15 protein-coding genes and 1 pseudogene are annotated in these 20,698 nt (G+C 60.2%); 2 read left to right on the forward strand and 14 right to left on the reverse strand.

The features are described 5' to 3' along the window. Position 1 precedes the first annotated feature (1 nt). Positions 2-1,306, forward strand: a complete 1,305-nt coding sequence (gene mltG / locus CE491_RS24260; RefSeq protein ID WP_110950855.1) for an endolytic transglycosylase MltG — start codon at positions 2-4, stop codon at positions 1,304-1,306. A gap of 221 nt (positions 1,307-1,527) precedes the next feature. Here mltG and CE491_RS24265 read toward each other — a convergent pair whose 3' ends face one another. From CE491_RS24265 to CE491_RS24295, 7 genes are all read right to left on the reverse strand, one after another. Beyond that, positions 1,528-2,625, reverse strand: a complete 1,098-nt coding sequence (locus tag CE491_RS24265; protein WP_110950856.1) for a sigma-54 interaction domain-containing protein — start codon at positions 2,623-2,625, stop codon at positions 1,528-1,530. A 228-nt stretch (positions 2,626-2,853) separates the two neighbouring features. Further along, a complete protein-coding gene (locus CE491_RS24270; protein WP_110950857.1) occupies positions 2,854-3,660 on the reverse strand; it encodes an ABC transporter ATP-binding protein in 807 nt (268 codons plus the stop codon). Positions 3,661-3,677: 17 nt separating this feature from the next. Beyond that, a complete protein-coding gene (locus tag CE491_RS24275) occupies positions 3,678-4,445 on the reverse strand; it encodes an ABC transporter permease (protein WP_110950858.1) in 768 nt (255 codons plus the stop codon). Between the two features lie 3 nt (positions 4,446-4,448). Further along, positions 4,449-5,198 (reverse strand): ABC transporter permease, encoded by a 750-nt coding sequence (locus CE491_RS24280; protein WP_110950890.1) that lies wholly within the window; start codon positions 5,196-5,198, stop codon positions 4,449-4,451. 53 nt (positions 5,199-5,251) lie between these two features. After that, positions 5,252-6,307 carry an ABC transporter substrate-binding protein gene (locus CE491_RS24285; protein ID WP_110950859.1) on the reverse strand — a complete coding sequence of 352 codons (1,056 nt, stop codon included), beginning with the start codon at positions 6,305-6,307 and terminating at the stop codon, positions 5,252-5,254. 69 nt (positions 6,308-6,376) lie between these two features. Beyond that, positions 6,377-7,432, reverse strand: a complete 1,056-nt coding sequence (locus CE491_RS24290; protein ID WP_110950860.1) for an ABC transporter substrate-binding protein — start codon at positions 7,430-7,432, stop codon at positions 6,377-6,379. Positions 7,433-7,652: 220 nt separating this feature from the next. Beyond that, positions 7,653-8,822 carry an LLM class flavin-dependent oxidoreductase gene (locus CE491_RS24295; protein WP_110950861.1) on the reverse strand — a complete coding sequence of 390 codons (1,170 nt, stop codon included), beginning with the start codon at positions 8,820-8,822 and terminating at the stop codon, positions 7,653-7,655. Positions 8,823-9,164: 342 nt separating this feature from the next. Here CE491_RS24295 and CE491_RS24300 point away from each other — a divergent pair, with 342 nt between their 5' ends. Then, positions 9,165-9,893 (forward strand): class II aldolase/adducin family protein, encoded by a 729-nt coding sequence (locus tag CE491_RS24300; protein ID WP_110950862.1) that lies wholly within the window; start codon positions 9,165-9,167, stop codon positions 9,891-9,893. 55 nt (positions 9,894-9,948) lie between these two features. Here CE491_RS24300 and CE491_RS24305 read toward each other — a convergent pair whose 3' ends face one another. From CE491_RS24305 to CE491_RS24335, 7 genes and pseudogenes are all read right to left on the reverse strand, one after another. Further along, positions 9,949-11,001 carry an ABC transporter substrate-binding protein gene (locus tag CE491_RS24305; protein ID WP_110950863.1) on the reverse strand — a complete coding sequence of 351 codons (1,053 nt, stop codon included), beginning with the start codon at positions 10,999-11,001 and terminating at the stop codon, positions 9,949-9,951. A 47-nt stretch (positions 11,002-11,048) separates the two neighbouring features. Beyond that, positions 11,049-13,259 carry a TonB-dependent receptor gene (locus tag CE491_RS24310; protein ID WP_110950864.1) on the reverse strand — a complete coding sequence of 737 codons (2,211 nt, stop codon included), beginning with the start codon at positions 13,257-13,259 and terminating at the stop codon, positions 11,049-11,051. Positions 13,260-13,504: 245 nt separating this feature from the next. Next, positions 13,505-14,704, reverse strand: coding sequence for an MFS transporter (locus CE491_RS24315; RefSeq protein ID WP_110950865.1), 1,200 nt, complete (start codon positions 14,702-14,704; stop codon positions 13,505-13,507). An 82-nt stretch (positions 14,705-14,786) separates the two neighbouring features. Then, positions 14,787-16,202 (reverse strand): aldehyde dehydrogenase family protein, encoded by a 1,416-nt coding sequence (locus tag CE491_RS24320; protein WP_110950866.1) that lies wholly within the window; start codon positions 16,200-16,202, stop codon positions 14,787-14,789. A 12-nt stretch (positions 16,203-16,214) separates the two neighbouring features. Then, positions 16,215-17,807, reverse strand: coding sequence for a GMC family oxidoreductase (locus CE491_RS24325; RefSeq protein WP_110950867.1), 1,593 nt, complete (start codon positions 17,805-17,807; stop codon positions 16,215-16,217). Between the two features lie 56 nt (positions 17,808-17,863). Further along, positions 17,864-20,143 (reverse strand): TonB-dependent receptor family protein, encoded by a 2,280-nt coding sequence (locus CE491_RS24330; RefSeq protein WP_110950868.1) that lies wholly within the window; start codon positions 20,141-20,143, stop codon positions 17,864-17,866. A gap of 465 nt (positions 20,144-20,608) precedes the next feature. Beyond that, positions 20,609-20,698 (reverse strand): annotated as a pseudogene (locus CE491_RS24335) (ExbD/TolR family protein); the annotation flags it as partial.

Consider the following 20,698-nt stretch of genomic DNA (forward strand, 5'->3'; position numbering starts at 1 on the left):
CGTGATCCGAAAATTATTTGTCTTGCTGGAAACAGGTGTGGTTCTGGCGGGGCTGTTACTGGGTCTGGCCGTCTGGCAACAGAACAGAGCGCTGCAACAACCCCTTAAGCTGACTCAAGAGCAATTGCTTGACGTGCCATCGGGCGCGTCGCCTACCGGAGTACTCAGCCGCCTGCAGGCCGATGGCGTAATCAGGGATGCGTTCTGGCTGCGCTTGTACTGGCGCTTCAACCTGTCCGGCCAATCCCTGCACAGCGGTGAATACCGCATGACGCCGGGGATGAACGCCATTTCGCTGCTGGGGCTGTGGGAAAAAGGCGAGGTCGTGCAATACAGCCTGACCCTGGTGGAAGGCTGGAATTTCCGTCAGGTCCGCGCGGCGCTGGGCAAGCAGGCGAAGCTGGAGCAAACCCTCGGCAACCTTAGCGACAGCGAGCTGATGGCAAGGATTGGCCATCCGAACGTCTTCCCCGAAGGACGCTTCTTCCCCGATACCTATCGCTACGTACGTGGCATGACCGACGTCGAATTGCTCAAGCAGGCGTACAACCGTCTTGATGAGGTACTGCAGGAAGAATGGGACAAACGCGCCGCGGATGTGCCTTATGTCGACCCCTATCAGGCGCTGATCATGGCCTCGCTGGTGGAAAAGGAAACCGGCGTGCCCCAGGAGCGCGGGCAGATTGCGGGGGTCTTCGTGCGGCGCCTGCAGCAGGGCATGTTGCTGCAGACCGATCCTACCGTCATTTACGGTCTCGGCGAGCGCTACAACGGCAAGATCACGCGCGCGTTCCTGAAAGAAGCCACGCCTTACAACACCTATGTAATCTCCGGGCTGCCGCCGACGCCGATTGCCATGGTCGGGCGTGAAGCCATTCATGCGGCGATGAATCCAGTGCCGGGCACCAGCCTGTATTTCGTCGCCCGTGGTGATGGCAGTCACGTGTTCTCTGCCGATCTCGATGCGCACAATGCGGCGGTCAAGGAATTCCAACTCAAACGCCGGGCCGATTACCGCTCAAGTCCCGCGCCCATCGTATTGCCGACGCCGGGGGTCGATCCAGTCCCGACGGCAGAAAAGCCTGCGTCGGAGCCGGCGCCCGCATCTGTGCCTCAGGTGCCGTTGCCCGAGCGGAAATCACCGGAGCAGAATGCTTCCGAGCCGAAAAAGCCTGAGCCATCGGACGCTGAACAACCGGGTACGGCAAAGCCTGACACTACCAAGCCTGCCCCTGAAAAAGCAGGCGCCGAGCCATCGACCGAGGCCAGTGGCGAGGCCGAGAAGGACGAATCAAGTCCGCAATGAGTCTGATGAAGGACCGGGCTCCTTCACGTTTAGGTTTTCTCTCATACTGCTCGTCCGTGTCCCGTTTACCAAGCCTCCATCCGGTCCGACTGTTTTCAACAGAATCGGCCGGAATCAGACAGTGGTGGCAGACGTCGGTGTCGTATGACAACTGCTGCGCCATAGTGGGGGCGATACCATGTTAACGTCGCACGCCCGCTCACGAGTCGTCGCTGTATTGGCTATAACTTCAGAGTTCCATGGCTGGCGCTGCGTGGTGATTGAGCAATCTCGCCGATTTTCTCCAGCCGGGCGCGGACGATATTACGGCTGATGCCCAGCACCCGGCCGGTTTGCAATTGGTTGCCGTGGCAATAGCGATAAGCCTCGCGAAAAACGGTTTCTTCTATGTGATCGTAAAGATTTGGCAAGTTCTGCTCGAACAAACGGTTCAGGGCGTCTTGCAGGCTGTTCGACGACGATTCGTCGGGCAGCGCAGGGTAGGCCGGTGGCGCGGAGATTTGCGAGACAGGACTGCGCATGTCGACCACGTGCAGGTCTTCCGGCTGTACACGCTGATTGCGGCAGACCAATAGGGCGTGATGAATAGAGTTTTCAAGTTCGCGAATATTGCCCGGCCAACTGTGGGAGAGCAACTTGCGCTCGGCTTCCGGGCTGAGCGTGGCGCGAGTGTAGCCGAGGCGTTGGCAGTGTTCCTCGATGAAAAACTCTGCGAGCGGCAATATATCGCCTGGCCGTTCGCGCAGTGAGGGCAGGCGCAGGGTCGCTACATGCAATCGGTAGAACAGGTCCTGCCGGAAGTTACCAGCCACGACTGCATCGGCCAGGTTGACGTTCGTGGCGGCCACCAGCCGCACATTAATCGGAATAGGCGTCCGGGAACCTAGCCGAACAACTTCGCGCTCCTGTAGTACGCGCAGCATCTTGACCTGCATGCTTAACGGCAGGTCGCCAATCTCATCGAGAAACAACGTGCCGCCTCGCGCCGCTTCGAACCAGCCTGCCTTGCTACTGGTTGCACCGGTGAAAGCGCCTTTCTCATGGCCGAATAACTCACTTTCGACTAGCGATTCAGCGAACGCACCGCAGTTCACCGCCACGAACGGTTCGTTACGGCGGTTGCTGAGGCCGTGAATATGCCTGGCGACCAGTTCTTTGCCTGTCCCTGTTTCGCCCATGATCAGCGTATTGGCTTCGCTGGGGGCCAACCGTTCGATGCGGTTAAGTAACTCCACTGAACGTGGGTCCTTAAAGACAAGTACCGTGGCCCTTACTGACTTTGTCAGTTCACGAGCGTGGGGGTGAGTGATCAGTGACATGATGAGTTCCCGAAGCTAAAGCGCAGAGGAATCATGCACGAATTCAAGTTAGATAAAAAACTTCTTAATTGGCATGTGCATAGTTCGTAAGTGAATATCGATGGTGTTGTTTCGATGTTGCCTCGCCAACAGTTAGTATTCCCCGCCCACGCAGTGTTGGCAGCCATTAAAAATTGATTAAAAGCCAAATAAGGTAACGCCTTTTTAGTTACTTTAACGTTGTTATGTTTATTTATCGGCATCGCTCCCAGCGAGTTCCGTCAGTAATATTTCTTTCAGTTCCTGGAGCCGTGGTGCGTGGCGTTCTCTCGGATGGGGCAGATCAACATCGATTTCATACTTTATTCGCCCGGGCCGTGCGTCCATGACGATCACCCTGTCCCCCAGGTAAAGTGCCTCCTCGACGTCGTGCGTCACCATGATCATCGTGCTGCGGTGCTGGACCCATATTCGCTGCAGCTCCCTTTGCATGCTGATCCGCGTCAGCGCGTCCAGAGCACCGAAAGGCTCGTCAAGCAACAGCAACTTAGGCTGAGTGATCAAGGCACGGGCGATAGCGGCGCGTTGTGCCATACCGCCAGACAGTTGATGGGGGTAGGCGTTCTCAAAGCCTTGCAGGTTGACCAGGCGGATGTGCTCGGCAACACGCAGGGCCTTTTCCTGCCGGGTCAGGGGCGAACGCTTCAAGGCAATGGCGATGTTTTGCGCCACCGTTTTCCAGGGGAACAACCGATGGTCCTGAAACACGATGCCGCGTTCCAGGCTGGTGGTTGTGATGGCCTTGCCATCCAGTTGCATGTCGCCGCTGTAGTCGCTTTCAAGTCCTGCGATCAGACGCAGCAACGAGGACTTTCCGCACCCGCTAGCGCCGACGATGCTGACGAATTCCCCCGGCTTGACGCGAAGGTCGATCCCTTTGAGCACTTCCATCGGCTGGCCGTCGAGCAGGTAGTGTTTGCTCAATTCACGGATTTGCAGCGCACCGGGTGAGTGTGAGGTGGATGCCAGCCAACGCTGGTCGAGTGATGCATTCATGGTCTATTTCGTCCTGGTCAAATGTCGCGCCAGCGCAGCAGGTGCCGGGTGAGGCGCGAAAATAACTGGTTCATCGCGTATCCCATGAGGCCAATGCAAACGACGCCGATCACGACGATCTCCATGCGTGCTCCCGCTTCGGCATTCATCATGAGATTGCCCAGTCCTGAGCCTGTGGACAGGAATAATTCGCTGCCCACCGAACTGACCCATGCAAACGCCAGCGCATGCAATATCCCGTTGGCGATCGACCGTAACGCGCCAGGAAGCAAGACCTGGGTGAATACCTGCCAGGTATTCCATTCCAGGACCCTGGCGACTTCACGGTAACGCCGATCGATGTGAGTGAAGCCCTCGAACGTGTTCAGGGTCATGGGGTAAAAGGCCGCCAGGCTGACGATCAATAATTTGGCACCTTCCTGGCTGCCAAACCACAGGGCGATCAGCGGAATCAGCCCAAGTATCGGGACCTGACGCAGCATGTGATAAAGCGGCGCGAGCAGGCGCTCTGCAATCGCGGAGAGCGCCATGGCTGCGCCCACCAGCAGCCCGGCGATCACGCCGATCAGCAGGCCTATACACGTGCGCTGCAGGCTGGCCAAGGTGCTGATAAGCAGGTCGCCATTGCGAATGAGCTCAGTCAGGCCCTGGCCGATGACACTCAGCGGCACGAAAGCGTAGGCCTGCGAAGCGCCCTGATGCGAAGCGACCTCCCATGCGGCGACCAACAGCGCGGGCAGTAGCAGCCCACGGGCCCGGCGTGCATGAGATAACAAGTTATTCATGCGTTACTCCTTAATGGCCTTCCAGCGAAACAGACGGCGTTCCAGCAAGCGCAGGCTGCTGTCCAGCACGAAACCGATCAGGCCGATAGTGATGACGCCGACCATCACCACATCGATGCGCATCATCTGTCGACCCATCTCGATCATCTGGCCCAATCCGCTGTCGGCAGCCAGCAATTCGGCGGCCACCAGAACCATCCACGCGCGTGTCAGGCCGACGCGCAAACCGGTCAGAATGGGGGGTGCAGCGGCGGGGAAGACGACGTCCAGCAGCAGGGAATACCTGGGCAACCGATAAAGCCTGGCGACCTCGAAGTGGCTGCGGGGAATTGCCTTGATACCCTCGCTGGTCGCGAGTGCCACCGGGAAAAACACCGCTTTGGTGACCAACAGGACCTTGAACGTTTCCTCTACACCGAAGACCAGGATGAACATCGGAATGAGAGCAATCGACGGCACTTGCCGCAGGACATGGAACATCGGCGCGCAGTAGACCTCGACGGTTTTGCTAAGGGCCAGTGCGGCGCCAAACAGCAGCCCGCCGCTGGCGCCCAGGACAAAACCGCTGGCCAGTCGGCGCAGGCTGAACGCTGCCCCCTCGAGCAGTTCGCCACTGTGCAGCAGATCCTTGAAGGTATGCCAGACGTCCGCGGGAGGAATCAGCAACTGCGCTGAGTAATGCCCCGAAGCCGCCACCAATGCCCAGGTTGCGAGTAACAGCAGCGGCGAGATCAACCAGGTCAACGCCAGCATGCGGTGCCCAACGGACACCCTGGAGCCGATTACGGCAGAGGCTGTGCTGATCATCAAATGGCCAGCCTGGTTTTACCGAGCACCGCAGCCAGCGGGCGCGGGTCAACCCATTCGCGGACGTCGAACGCCTGCTCGATGAAATGGTGTCGTTCCAGGAAGTTGGTCAGGTCCTGCAAGGCGAGCAACGATTGTTCTTCCAGGCGAGTGACCAGGCGTCGATGAGCATCTTCACCGTAGGCGGCGGCTACCCAATACTCACTGGTGTTCAGTTCCCGGGCGAGAAAGCGCCGGGTTTCGTCAGCGTGGCTCCAGGCCCATTGCTCTGCACGCAACACGGTTTCGACGATCAGCGCTGCGGCATCGAAGTGCTCATCGAGCATGTGCTGGTCCACGGTGAGGGTGCGCGGTGTACCGATGTTGCTGCGTACCATCGGATCAGGGTGCGACCCGGTGTCGATCAATACATGCAGGCCGAACTCGTCGGCCAATTGCACCGCGTGCGCGCCCTTGGCGAAGATGGCATCGATGTCGCCGCGCAACAGGCCAATCAGCTCATTGTTGCGTCGCCGTTCGTTGTTGCGATTGAGCGCGATCTGCGCGCCAAAGACATGCCGGATGGGCTCATCGCTGTGGGTGCCGCCGTAGGGGTAGTCGACCAGCTCGACGTCATTAAGGCTCAGGCCCTCCAGCCGCATCGCGTTTTCCAGCGCCCGCAAGGCCTGCGCACGCCCGAAATCGATTTGCACGTTGGCCCATTTGGGGATCCCGAAGCGTCGATCACGCAGGTCGCGGACATGTTTGAGACCGCTTTCGGGGGGGGTCAGGATCAGCTGAACTTCGTCACTCCAGGACAGACCCAGCACCCTCGTGTTCTTGCCATTGGCTCGGGCCCAGATGGCCGGGGTGTTGCCCCCGTGCCGCACGGAGTTATCCAGGTGATGGTCGAAGTGGGCTTCACGGGTTCCGCGATCGGAGGACTCGCGCAGCCCTTGTATGTTGGTGCCGTACGGGCGAAACGCCTCTGCCAGTCGACCAGACTCTACAGCGATGCCCAGGCCGGTGGGCACTGGGCTGTGGGTGTACCAGAGCGTTTCAAGGGGTTTACTCATGCAAGCAATCCAGACGTTTCATCACGCTAATGTAAGTCGGGCAGGTTGATGGCCCCTGCCCGTTGCAGGTCAGCTGGCGCGGGTCGCGACTGCGCTGCGCAAGGCCTCTTGCGGCCGCGTGTCTATCCAGTCGCTGGCGTTGAAGCGCTCAGGTATGAAGCCCCAGCGATGCAGGAACTCGGTGAAATCCTGGATGGCGTTGACCGAACGGCTATCCAGATTAGTCCGCAGGCGTTGATGCGCGTCCTCTCCATAGGCGGCCGTGACCCAGAATTCGCTGCTGTTGGTTTCGTGTGCCAGGAAGCGTCGGGTGTCCTCCGGATGCGTCCATGCCCACTCCTCCGCGCGTACCACTGAGGACAGGATCGCGACCGCAGTATCGAAATGCTCGTCGAGCAAATGGCTGTCGACGCTGAGGGTACGCGGCGTGCCGTTGTTGGAGCGGATCAGCGGCTCTGGATGCGAGCCCGTGTCGATGACGGTGTGCAGGCCGAACTGATGAGCCAACTGTGCGGCGTGTGCCCCTTTGAGGAAGATCGCGTCCACCTCACCGCGCAGCAGCCCGACCAGCTCGGCGTTCTGGCCACCGCTGCGGCGGCCCCCGAAATTGGCGATGCCGTTGACGACGTGGGTGGCCTCGTCGCTGAATGTGCCGCCGTACAGGTAGTCCACACGCTCTACGTCCGAGACCTCCAGCCCTTCCAGCTTCAAGGCGTTTTCCAGCCCCCGCAGTGCTTGCGCGCGGGTAAAGTCGATCTGTGCGTTGGCCCAGTGCGGCAGGCCAAAGCGGCGTCCCTTCAGATCCTTGACGGTTTTGATGCCGCTGGTGGGCAACGTCAGGATCAATTGAACTTCATCGGCCCAGGACAAGCCGATTACTCGTGTATCGCGCCCGCTGGCTTTCGCCCAGATGGCCGGGATGTTTCCGCCGTGGCGGACCGAATTCTTGAGTGTGTGATCGAAGTGCGATTCGCGAACGGATTGCTCATCCGAATCACGCAATGACTGGATGCGCGTCCCCTGACTGTCGAGTACCGACTCGAGCCAGCCTTTCTGGACGGCGATACCCAGGCCGGTTGGAACCGGGCAGCGGGTATACCAGAGCGTTTCAAGTTGTTTGGACATTGTCGAGTGTTCTCCAGGTGATCCGAGGTCCGAAGGTGGATGGCGGCGCCGTGAACGCTGCCGATAAAGCCTAATTGCAACCGCCATGCCACGCTGTTCGAACCCTGGGCCTGGCCCGTGATTGCTGGGTGGCTCGATGTGGTGGCGGTCTCTGTCGCAGGCCGTTGCTGCTGTGGCAGCAAACGATCAGCAATCGGGTTGTGTGGTCAGCAACACTCTGTCAGCCCAGGGCTTGCAGCGGTCGCGTGCCGGTACTGGTCTGAACCGAAGGCCGCTGATGAACCAGTGGCAGCACTTCCTGGCCGATGCGCAGGGCTTCTTCCAAATGAGGATTGCCTGCGAGGATGAAGGTCGAGAAACCGGCGTCGCGGTACTCCACAAGGCGCTCGGCGACGTTCTCATGGCTGCCAACCAAGCCGATGGTCGGCCCCGGTTTTGCTTTGCCGAAGCCAGCCCAGAGGTTGGGACCGATGATCAAATCTTCAAAGCGCGATGCGTTCTGGTGGTAAGCCGTCTGGCGCGCCGCGCCGACCGAGTCCGAGCCTGCCGCGAAGTGCTTGATGAAGTTGCTGGTCTTGTCATCAATGCGATCGTACTGGCGGCGCAGCTCGGACCAGGCGGCTTCTTCGGTTTCGCGGGCGAACAGATCGATGCGGATACCGAACCGCACTTCACGTCCCTGGCGGGCTGCGAGTTCGCGCACACGCTCCATGTGCGGTTTGAGTTTTTCCACCGGCTCGGCCCAGTTCAGGTAGACGTCGGCATGACGCGCGGCGACGTCGAGCGCCGGGTCGGAGAACCCTGAAAAATATACGCTGGGCTTGCGCTCGTGCGTCAGGCCGCGGGGCAACGCGCCGTTCTCCAACTGATAGACGTCGCCGTCATAGGAGAACGTCTCGTTTTCCCAGAGGCCCTGGATGATGTCGAGGAATTCACCGGTGCGCTTGTAGCGCAGATCGTGAGCGAGGAAGTCACCGTTGGCACGCTGGGCGGCAGGGTTGCCGCCTGTGATGATGTTCCAGTCCAGTCGGCCGTGACTCAGATTCTGCAGGATCGCCGCCTGCTGGGCGGCATAGGCGGGCAGCGTCCAGGTGGCCTGGAAGGCGATCAAAAATTTGATGCGGCGGGTTTCGCGTGCCAGCGCTGCCGCAGCGATCCATGGTTCGGGGCCGGTGGGCAACAAAGCGCCTTCGAAACCGGCCAGCTCCGCGGCCTTCGCCACTTGAGCGATGTAGTCGATGTAGGTGAAGCCGTCGGGCTCGCCGTTGGGCAACCGGCCGGGGGCAATGTTGCCGGGGCGATGTACAGCGGCACCACGGGTGTTCTTATCGGTTGCCAGGTAGTGGCCGTCACTGCCCAATGGCAGTCGCCAGAAGAATTCGGTACTCATGCGTCACTCCAGAGTGTCTGTGAGCCAGCCTCTCGGGGCGAGGATGGCGGTGGTCATGAGCTATTTTGCAACCGCTGTGCCAAGGGGGTCGGAGCCCCTATTCCGGGCGTTGGGCCGGACCTTGCCGTCACGCGATACGGCGATTGCTTCACCGGCAGCAGCCGATCAGCAACTCATGCTTGGTCCGCAGCAGGTTCGCGCCGCGGCCTGCACCGGATTCCGAAATCCGCTTCGAAGCTCAATCAAATCAGTAGGTTATGTGAGTGGCACAAGATGTGCTGAGCCGCTGTCATGCCCGGGCATCTGTCCGGCATTTCAAACCGACTTGATGGAGTGTCTGCCATGTCCCAATTGCTTACTGCTGAACAACAGAGCTTCCTGGAAGCCGCGCGCAACGATTTTTCGAAAGCTTTTCAGGTCTTGAAAAATTCACGCACGCTGACTGCGAGTCATACCTTTCAGATCTACCTGCGCGTGCCGCAGACCCGCTTGGTGATCGCCTTGCATGCACCCAGCCCGTGGGCCGATGACGAGCAGATCCGTGCAGTGGTCGCCGATTACGACGGCCAGGTGTATTTGAACGAGTCAGTCGACGGGCCGTTGAGCGGCGCGAAGGCGGGCGGCAACGGCAAGCGTTACGCCGCGATCTTTGCCGCTCGTCCCGAGGTCAACGTCGTCAGTCATGTGCACACGCCATGGCTGGGAGGTTGGGCCAGCGCCCATCGCGTCCTGCCAATCCGCTACGCCGCATCACAGCGCGTTACCCTGGCCCGTGAGCTGCCGATCTATATCGATCGACGTCAGCCGGAGGCCGAATTCATCGTCCAGACCGTGCAGGCCAACCCGCACATCCCTGCGATCCTTGAGGCCAACGGCGGGGCAACGTTCTGGGGAACGAGTATTACTCAGGTGTCGAAACTGATTTTGCTGATCGAGGAAGGCGCCTGGTTCCAGGGCCTGGCAGAGGGCCTGGGCGGCTCGAAAGAGTTTGGCCCGGGTGTGCTGCAGCAGCAATGGTCCATGACCGGTCTTTGGGAGGAAGGTAAAAAGCTGTTGGAAAACGCCGCCTGATACAAGCAGGCTCGGCACAGGCCCGGCTCAACACCGGGCCTTGCCTTTCAATCCGCTACCACTGATTTTCCAGCTGCAGATCCTTGAGCCCCTGCTTCACGAAGCGGTCATCAAGCAAGTCATCGACCTTGACATCATTGCGGATCAGCCGGGATTTGAGGCTGTAGGCAATACCGTCCTGGTAGTGCTGACGCAGGGTGTCATCGATCAACGGGCTGAAGTGACTGTTCCAGCTCTCTCCTTGCACCTCTCGCTGCAACACACTGACCGGCTGGCCGGACTGCGACAGCAAGTTGATGTACTCGTCCTTGTGCTGCTCCTCTGCGGCCCATTTCAATGCCTTCAGATAGGCATCGACCACCAGTTGCGTGACCTCCGGGTTTTGCGCGACGAAGTCGCTTGCACCGAACAGCTCGGCGCGCATTTTCCAGTCGGCAGGTGCCTGTTTGCTTGACCAGATGATCTTGCCGACCTTCTTGTCTTCCAGCAGGTAGGCATCGCTGAGGGTGAAGAAACCGTCTACCCGATTGGCGCTCAACGCAGCCGCACCGGCCTGAGGATTGAGGTTGAAGATGCGGAAGTCGTCGAACGCGAGGTGTCGGGAGTCCAGCAATTTGGCGAACGACAGCTCCCACGGTCGGCCCCGGTGCAGCGCTATGCGCTTGCCTTTGAGGTCGTCAATCGATTGCGCCGTAGAGTCTGGTGGCACCACCAGATAGACGTTGTTGCCCAATCCGCCCGAGGCAATGAGTTTGGTCGATACCCCGGAGGCATTGAGAATGATGTTTGGCAAATCTCCGTAGAACGCGAAGTCGATGCGCTTGTTGGCAAACTCCTCATTGACGAACGTGCCGACTGAAGCGGTTGCAGCCGGCACCCATTGCAGTTCGATACCGCGTTTGGCCAGTTGCTCCTTGAGCCAGGGGTCTTTGTCCATCAGGTAGGTAGGGCCGTTGAAGGTGACCTTGCCAGCATTGGACCAGGCGACGGTTGCGATCCTCACCGTGGTCAAAGGCTGGGCTGCGAGCAGGTGCTGGCTGACCAGCAAACCCAGCGCCAGTGAGAGCGGAGCGAGTAAGCGAGCGGGGGTGAAACGAGACAGGTTCATGGATTACGCCTTATCAGAGGGAGCGCCGGTAGCGCTCCCTGGAGGGATCAGAATCGAGTGGTCACCGACACGCCGAACGTGAGCGGGTCGCCGTACATCACGCCAGCGCTTTGATAGCCGCCGGGCAAGGTGTGGCTGCGGTATTCCTTGTTGGTGAGGTTATGCACGTAGCTCGTCACCTCAGTCTTGCCCCCTGGCAATTCATACGTCACACGGGCATTGCCGAGGGTGTAACCACCGGTGCGCATGTTCGCGGTCTGGTCGTTGGTGAAAAAATACTGCCGGGTGCGGGTGTCCCAGTCGGTGCCCAGGACAACAGCTCCGCCGACGTTGAGCGGGATTCGATAATCGGCGCCCAGCACGGCCGATACTCTCGGGGCGCGCACGAACGAATTGCCCGAGTAGTCGTTGCTGCCCGAGGTGTAGTCAGTGAACTCGGTGTGCAGCAGGCCAAGGCCGAAGTTGACGTGCAGATTCTCCAACGGTATTGCCTCGAGCTCGAACTCCCCGCCATAGGCTTCACCTTGCGCGCCATTAGCCAGTCGCGAAACGGTCTGGTTGTTGACCGCCGAGACGACGTTGAGCTGGATATCGGTGTAGTCGTAGTAAAAGATGCTGGCGTTGGCGTTCAGGCGGCCATCGAACCATTCGGATTTAAGCCCCAGTTCGTATGCCTTGAGAAACTCCGGGCTGACCGTGGCCACGGTTGCCTGAGTCGTGACACCGGCGTTATAGCCACCGGAGCGAAAGCCTTTGGAATAGCGAAAATACACGCGGGCGTTGTCTGAAATCCGGTATTCGGGAGTCAGGTCGTACGTCCAGTCACTCCAGGTGTTGTTCTCGTCCTGAGTGGCTGTCACTGCCAGCGGTGACGTCACGTCAGACGGCCTCCACCAGTCGCCGCCAGCGAAACTTGCCTGGCCGCTACTTGCCACTCGCCGAAGATCGATGCCCTTGCGTTCCTGAGTCCAGCGCAAGCCGCCGGTGAGGCTGAAGTCATCGGTGAAGTTGTAAGTCACGCTGCCGAAGACGGCATAGCTTTCGCTCTGTTGGGTGTAGGCAACCTGGTTATAGCTGCGCGAAACATAGGTGTCCTGTAAGGTCCCGTTGGCTTCTTTAGCGTCCAGGTCTTCATTGAAGTAGTGCAGCCCCGCGACCCAGTTCAGGCGATCAGTGCGGGGAGAGGCCAGGCGGATTTCCTGAGAAACCTGTCGGCTGTTCGCGTAGCTGTGGCTGCGTTGAAGCTCCAGTGCCGTACCATCGCTGTCGGACTGCGCGTGGCGGTCAAATGATTCGATGGCTGAAATAGAGGTCAGCTGAAAGTCGCCAAGTTGCCAGTTAAGCGTCAGGTCGGCGCCTTGTTGCTCGATGTTGGCGGTGTTTTTAGCGTTGTAATAAACGTCGCCTTGCTTGGGATCGACGTGGTAACCGAACAGGTTGCTGCCGTTTGACAGTAGCCCGTAATTGACTGTGGTGGCGCTGCCGGTGTCATGGTAGCGGCGACTGTGCAGATTGAGGTTCGCGTCCACGTTGTCTGACAGCGCTGCCATGAACTGCAGACGAATCGCGTCGTCTTCCAGTGCGCCCCGGTCGTTGCCGTCCGCTTTATTTTCGCTGTAACCGTCATTGCCCTGCTGGCGGAACGAAATGCGCGCTGCCAGTTTGTCGTCCACCAGCGCGCCGCCCAAGGCTCCTTCCACGGCATGGCTGTTGTAGTTGCCCGCGTCCAGTTTCAGATAGCCGTCTTCCTTGAAGGACGGTTTTCGGGAAATGAAGTTGATCGCGCCTCCCGTTGTGTTCTTGCCCCATAAGGTGCCTTGCGGGCCGCGCAGTACTTCAACCCGGTCCAGGTCAAACAAGGGGAAACCCGTGGCGCTGATGTTGGAGATGTACACATCGTCCATATAGATGCCGACCGGACTGACGGTATTGGCGCCCTGATCGCCAGTGCCCAGTCCCCGAATCCACCAGCGTGGTCGGCCATGACCGTCCACCGTGCCGGCCGAAGTATTGGGTATGTAGCGGGTAACTTCATTGGCCGAATTGAGTGATGCCTGGCGAACCTTGTCGCCGCTGAGTACGGCGATTGAAGAGGGTACTTCCTGAACGGTTTCCTCACGTTTCTGCGCGGTGACCGTGACTTTTTCTAGGGTGGAATCTGCGGTCTCGACTGGCGACTCGTCGGCCAGCGCTGTATTCAGATACAGGCTTCCCAGACTTAAAGCGACAGCAATCGATAACGTATTGCGAATGAACATAACCATCCCCATGGCGGCTGAATTCACACTCGAAGCGAGTGAGTTTCGGGCTTGTGAGTCGCCCGTCAGGGGGTGTATCGCAACAACCGTACCTAAAACGTCCAACTGGAAAAATTAGATAACTGTATGAAATATAAGAACTAAATTTTCAAGGTGCCGATCTTGAAGCAAATGTCATTGCTGCGCGTTTGCTGGCTACTAAGCACCTGCTGGAAGGGTGCTGCACTGGCAGCACCCCAAGGCGATCAGCCATGGGCCGCAGCTGCTTGGCCGGCTTGACCAGAACGCTCGGAGGTCAGTGGCAAGAGGAACAGCGGCAGCAGATTGGCGATCACCAGCACGATGAAGAACGGTGCCCGCGAGGTTAGGGCAAATAGTGGATACAGAAGCACCGGACCGAGAAACATCGACAGGTACAGCGCTTGTTCGGCGATGCCACCGGCGCCCATCAAGTCGCCGTTGCGGGTCATTTTCGGAATGCTGGTGAAAACCCACGCCACCACGAAGCTGCTGAAGAAGCCCTGGGCAATTTTCGCTGCAATCGCCACTTCGGTACTCACACCCGGTATGAACACGAGAACTTCCAGTGCCACCCCGATCACCGCCCCCGCGACTACGCTTAACGGGCCGATGACGCGCAGGTTGAGGACAAAACCGGCAAGCAGGCCGGCTGCGACACTGGACAGGATGCCGACCGTCGAAATCACGCCGATGGTCGCCGGCGCTACCTGCAGGACACCGATCAGGTAAGCGGGTGTGATAGTGATCAGGCCCAGCGAAACCGTCAAAGGCGCGCCGACCGCGGCCGCCAGCCTCAGCGCCTGCGGATCGGTGTATAGGCTGAAGACCTTCGACAAGGGTTTGCGCTCGGCGCGGTTGGCCAAATTTATCGACGGCAGCAGCGGTGTCAGCAGCAACAGCAACAGCAGGATGACGGCGTGCCCGCTGAACGCCAGGCGCCACTGGCTGTGATCGCCGCCGATGTATGGGGAAACGGCGAAAATCGCAATTGCGCCGCCCAGTGGCGACGCCACCGACCAGAACGCCAGCGCACTGGTGCGGCGTTTCCCTTCGGTTGTATGGATCAACAGGGCCAGGGCCGCCAATACCACGCTGATGTAACCAGCACCTTCAATGACGCGCAGCGCCAGCAGGGCGGTGAAGTCAGTGGAGCGACTGGCCAGGTAGCTACACAGAGCAGCGATGATCAGCCCGCCGATGATTGCCTTTCGCTCGCCGACCCGGGCGACGCCCCAGTTCACCAGGGGCGAGGCGAGGGCGGCCACGACCGCCACCGCCGAGACCACCCAGCTGGCGTGCGAAGGACTGACGGAATAGGCATTGGCGATGTCGCCAATCAACAGGATTGTTTTGCTGTGGCACGCCGCGATGATCACGGCGAACGCAAGGGTGAGCAGTATCGAGGGCCAGCTACCAGCACGCATGTAGAGCTCCTTTGCAGGTCGATCTTTCTGAGGATCAACCCTGGATGAACGTCGGACTGAATCGACGGGACGTCAGGCACCCTCAGGCGCCAGGACGAGCAATGTTTAGGACTTGCAACTCACTGAAGGCGTCGTAGCCGCGCTCGCCACCTTCGTAGCCAATGCCACTCCACTTGACTCCGCCTTTGGGCGCACCAGGGTGAATGTCCAGGTGTTGGTTGACCCAGGCCAGGCCTGCATCCAATCGGCGTGCCACGGCCTCGCCGCGCGCCAGGTCGGACGTCCATACCGACGCACCCAGCCCATAAGGGCTGGCGTTGGCCTGGCGTACGGCATCATCGATATCGGTGAACGCAATGACAGGAAGCACCGGGCCGAACTGCTCCTCATCGACCAGAGCCGTTCCCGCACCGATACCGCTGATGATGGTCGGCAGGTAAAAGTACCCCGGACGGTCGGGCTGCTCGCCGCCTGTGTGGACTACTGCTCCATGTGCCCGAGCATCGGCGACCAGTGCCTTGACCCGGTCCAGTTGCGCCTGATTAGTCAATGGGCCCAGTTCTGACTGGGGGTCGAGCCCGCTGCCAAGGCGGGTTCTGGCGGCACGTTCGACCAGCGCATCGATCACCGGCGCGAACAGGCTTTGATGGACATACAGCCGCTTGATCGCGAAGCACACCTGACCACTGTTCCAGAACGCTCCCCAAAACAGCGACTCGGCAATGGCCTTGGGGTCGGCGTCGTCAAGAACCAGGGCAGCGTCGTTGCCGCCCAGTTCCAGGGTCAGACGTTTGAGGTCATCGGCGGAGCCGGCATACAGGCGCTTGCCTGTGGCCACGCTGCCGGTGAAGGTCACGTGACGCACCTGCGGGTGACGGGCCAGGTGTTCGCCGACCTGGCCATCTCCAGCAATGATGTTGAGCACGCCGGCCGGAAACACATCCTTGAGCAGTTGACCCAGCAATAACGCCGACAGCGGCGTGTACTCCGACGGCTTGGCCACCAACGTGTTGCCTGCATGCAGGGCAGGGGCAATTTTCAGCACCAGCAGGATGATCGGCACGTTCCATGGCGCAATGGCTGCCACCACGCCCAACGGCCGACGCTCGATACGCACCAACCGCTGCGCATCGTCGCGCAGTACCTGTGGGGCAGGGGGCGTGAAGTTGGCATAGTGCTCCAGCGTCGCGGCAGCGCCTGCGACCTCGCCCAAGGCAAAATGCAACGGCCGACCTTGTTCGCGGCTGATCAGCTCGGCGATCGCCTGAGTGTTTTCGCGCACAACGGCTGCCGCCTGCGCCAGGGCCTGGCGCCTGGCGTCAGGGTCCTGCGCCCAAGGTTCGAAGGCTGCCTGGGCTGCATCGACTGCAGCGTCGATCTGTGCGCGGCTCGCCCTGGCGCTGTGACCGATGCTTTGTTCGGTGGCTGGGTCGAACACCTCGTCGTATTGCTCGGCAGGTTGCAGGGTTCCATCAATCAGTAGGTTGTAATGGCTCATGTGGGCAGTTCCTCAAGCGGACGCAAGAATCGCGTCGGACAGTTTTTCGGCGATCATCAAGGTCGGCAGATTGGTATTGGCGCGGGGGATGACCGGGATGACCGAGGCGTCGGCGACGCGCAGGCCGTGGACGCCGATCACCCGACCGTCGGCGTCTACCACGGCCAGCGGGTCATCGACCGAGCCCATTCGGCACGTGCCGCTGGCGTGCCACACGCCGCCGACGTTGGCGCGCAGGTAACGCTCGAGGCTGTCGTCGTTTTGCAGAAGCTCCGATAGTAACGGGCCGTCCAGCGACGCTTCGGCGAAGCGGGTCAGGCGCGGCGGGCCGCTGAACGCGGCAACGGCAGGGTGGGCAAAGGCTGCAGCCAATAGGCGCAGCCCTTCGCGCAGTCGGTCCAGGTCGCGGCGGTCGGACAGCAGGTTGAAGTCCGCTGCCGGATACTGCGCCGGGTCCTTGCTGCGCAAACGCAATTGTCCGCTCGACGAAGGCTTGTTTACCCACAGCACTGCACTGGCCGTGCCGAGGGCCCAGTTGCTGAGGATGCCCAGATACAGGTCCGAGGGCACGCTGGCGTCGACCCCGGAAGAGGCCCTGGCGGCGAGCAAGTGAACGGCGTTGGGTTCATCGTTGGGCAGCGGGCTTTCGTGCAACCTCGCAGACAATCCGATAGAGCTGTGCTCCCAGAGGTTCTGCCCTACACCCGGACGGTCGGCGATCACGGCGATACCCAGGTCGCGCAATTGATCCGCGGGGCCGATGCCTGCGCGCAGCAGCAACGCGGGCGTTTGCAGGGCACCTGCGGTAAGAATGACCTCGCCTGCGCTCACTGACAGCACCTGACTCCTGCGCTCAAGTTGCACGCCACTGATGCGATTGCCCGCTACGTTCAACCGGTTCACGTGGGAATCGGTCCACACCGTCAGGTTGGGCCGCTGACGAATTTCGGGGCTCAGGTAGCCGCGGGCGGCAGACACACGCTGATTGTTCTCGACCGCCACCGCAGGGGCGAAATAACCGTCTTCGAATCGCCCGTTCTGGTCCACGATGTCGTTCAGTCCCTGCGCTTGCAGTGCCAGCGCCGAGGCCTGGGTAAACCGTCCCCAGTGTTGCGAGTGAGTGCGCGCAATCGGGATCGGGCCGGTCTGGCCATGCAGCTCAGGGTCGCTGGAACCGAAGTCCAGGTCGCGCTCCAGCTTACGAAAATAGGGCAGCACGTCCGCCCAGCTCCAACCTTCGATGCCGTGCCTGGCCCACTCGTCGTAATCGGCTGGCAGGCCACGGTTGGCGACCATCATGTTGACGCTGGAGCCGCCGCCCAGAATGCGTCCCTGTTCATAGAGTTGCTCTCCACGCTCCACCTCAGGGTGCTCGCTGGCGCGCAGAATGTTCAACTTGGGCCAGATAAACCGTTCGCCGGCCACACGAGGCAGCCAAGGCTGTAGCCCGTCGAGTATTTCGGGCGGCGTGCTGTCGTGAGGCGTATCGGCACCGGCTTCGATCAACAACACGCGTTTATCGGCGCGCGCCGAGAGGCGATTGGCGAGGACGCTCCCTGCAGTGCCCCCGCCGACGATGACGTAGTCGTAATGATGGTCGCTCATACGGTTCTCCTCCAACGGCGAAGGGCCGCTGGTTGTTCAATGCTATGAATGGACGGTCAGAAGCCCAGGGACACAGATGCGACCAGAGAGCGTGGCTGGCCTTTGTAGTAGGTCGGCGCGCCATAGAAGTCTGTGTTGGCCGGGTCGGCATCGATGGTTCCGGACTTCACACCCGAGAGGTACTGCTTATCGAAGATGTTGTTCGCATTGAGGCTGACGGTGGTGTCCTTGATCCCAGGGATCAGGCCCTTGAAGCGGTAGCCCAGGTTCAGGTCAAACACGGTGTAGCCCGAGATTTTCTCGTTGTTCGCCAGGTCGCCGTAGTAGCTGCCGGTGTAACGCCCGAGGAAGTTGGTGTAGAACGCCTCGTTGTCGTAGCCGATTCCGGCGCTCGCCAATTGGTGAGGGGTGTCGTATAGCTGGTTGCCCTGGGTATCGGCAGTGGCGCCGCCCGCGCTGTAGTCAGAGCGCTGAGTAGAGCTGAGCGAGGTCCACGATGCGAAATAGTTGAAGTTCGCAGGTAACTTGCCGTTGACCGACAGCTCCAGCCCTTTGGTGACGACGTCTCCGGCGTTGAAGTACGACGTCACGCCGGTCAGCTGTTCGAACGCAGCCTGCCGATTCTTGAACTTGTCGTAGAACACCGCGGCACTCAGCAACGTGTTATCCGTGCTGTAGCGCCAGCCCAGTTCCTGGTTCCAGGTCAGCTCTGGCTTCTGCTTGTCGCCCCCGTCAATGCGCCCGTACACCGAGGCAATTGCCGGGACGCGCATGTTGGAGGTGGTGTTGTAGTAGAACTGGTTACGCTCATCGAGCTGATAACTGAGGCTCAGACTTGGCAGGAAACGGTTGTAATCCTCGCTGTTGCCGTAGGCGGTCAGGTGATCGTCACCTTCAAGCCGGGTGTGTTGCCAGGCCAGCCCGGTGGTCAGGGTCAAAGGTTCGGTAATGTTCCAGGTGTCCTGGACCCAGAGCTTTTGCGTGGTGATCTGATTCGACTGATTGGTCGCATAGACCTTGTTGCCGAGGCCATCGCGAATCGTCTCGCTGCCATCGATGCCCGCTGGCTTGCCATTGCCTTTGATCGGCGTGTACACGATCTGATTGCGCGCGTGGGTGTAGTCAGTCCAGAGGCCAAGTTGCAGCACATTTTTGTCGGTGAGAGTGAAGTCCAGGGTATTGCTGGAACCGATCCGGTATTGCGTGGGGAACAATTGCAACGAGGCAGGTACGACCGGATCGATGGCATCGCCGTCATGATTGACGTCGGTGCCCAGCGTGCCCTCGTTGACGGCGGCAGTGGCAATGGACGCCGTGCCATCGGTGACCCGCACGTAGTACGGGTTGACCTTGAGCTGGACGCCATCGGACAGATTGAATAGCCCGTTGAGCCCGTACGTCTGGATCTTGAAGTCGGCGCGCGAGTTGGCGGCGCTGGTGCCTGGAACCGTCACGTCGGCCACGCCAGCGGTGCCGCCTTCGGTCGGGTATTTCGCGGTCGGGTAGCCACTGTCGTACGAGCTGCCACGGTACTGCGCGAGTGTCGGGCTCTGGTAACTGTTGCTGCGCATCAGGAAGCTGGAGAACAGCGCGTTGATCTGGTTGCCGTCGCCCCATTTGTATTGAATATTGCCTTCGTAACGGTCGGACTCGAGCTTGCCGTCGGTGTCATCCCACAGATCGCCGGTGGTCCGCGATGCCGAAAGCCAGGCTGACAAGCCATTCCACTCGCCGGTGTTGACCCGCAGGAACGTACGATGGAGGTCGTTACTGCCCACGCTTTGCTTGAGGGTCACGCCACTCTCTGCCGTCGGCGCCACCGATTTGATTTCCACGCTGCCACCGCTTGCGGTCAGTGTCGGGGCATTGATCGATGACGAGCCGTACAGGACGTTCACCGACTGGTAGTTTTCCGGGTCGCCCATGAAGTCGGCGTGAGGCGTCAGGAATTGAGGGTCATTGAGGGGAATGCCGTCGCGGGTGAAGCCCAGTTGATCCTGGGAGAAGCCGCGGATGTTCAGCGAACCTTCGGTGATCCCGCTGGAGTCGCCGCCGCTGACGTGTACCCCAGGCACATATTTGAGCGCGCCGGTGACAGCGCTGTCGAGGCCGACGAACTTTTCAAGCTGCGCCTTGGTCAGGGTCCCGCGCGACTGCGGCGCTGTCTCTTTCTTGACATCGCCGACGTAGGTTTCAGTGGCTTGATCCTGGCCTTGAACCACGACTGCATCAAGCAGTGGTTCGTCGGCCTGAGCCATCGCGTAGCCAGAAATCAATAATGTGCTGGTCAGCGAGAATGCCAGTTGGCGGCGCTGGAAGCCTCTTGTGTAAAGCATGTGTATCCCCAGGTATGTAGGCAGTGAAGGGGATATAGCAAGCGATATGCCACTGCTTGTTGAGCCAATGATTGCGGGGGATGCAGCCTGTACTCGGGCGAAGGCTGCTGTTTTAGCAGCACCGCCCCCAGAGAGGCAGTTGCTGGGGCAGCACACCATCAGCACGGCAGTCGTGAGTAAATCTGGTTGCCCGCGAGCTCACGCTCCCACGGGGACAGGCGTGCAGTTGTGATGATTGTGGATAGGGGTTTTCAGCGAAACTGCAGGAGGGTAAATGGGATCGATGTCGGCGGGAATGACACCTTCCTGGCCCGGGATAGCCGCAGGCCGGGAAAAGCATGCCACACCCAGACTGACATCTGCGGGTTGCCTCGATTCCGGCCTCGCCTGGGCTGGCATTCGTGGTCTGCTCTCGATCCGGCAGCTCCTGCGCCCTTCGGGCAGAAGCCATGTCACAGACATCCGCTACTTCGCGGTTATCACCGACAACTTGGTAATCCCGGCTTTCTCGATCGAGGCCATGGCCCGGGCCACTTCGCCATAATTCACGCCGTT

This window comes from Pseudomonas bohemica (assembly GCF_002934685.1).
Lineage (GTDB): Bacteria > Pseudomonadota > Gammaproteobacteria > Pseudomonadales > Pseudomonadaceae > Aquipseudomonas > Aquipseudomonas bohemica.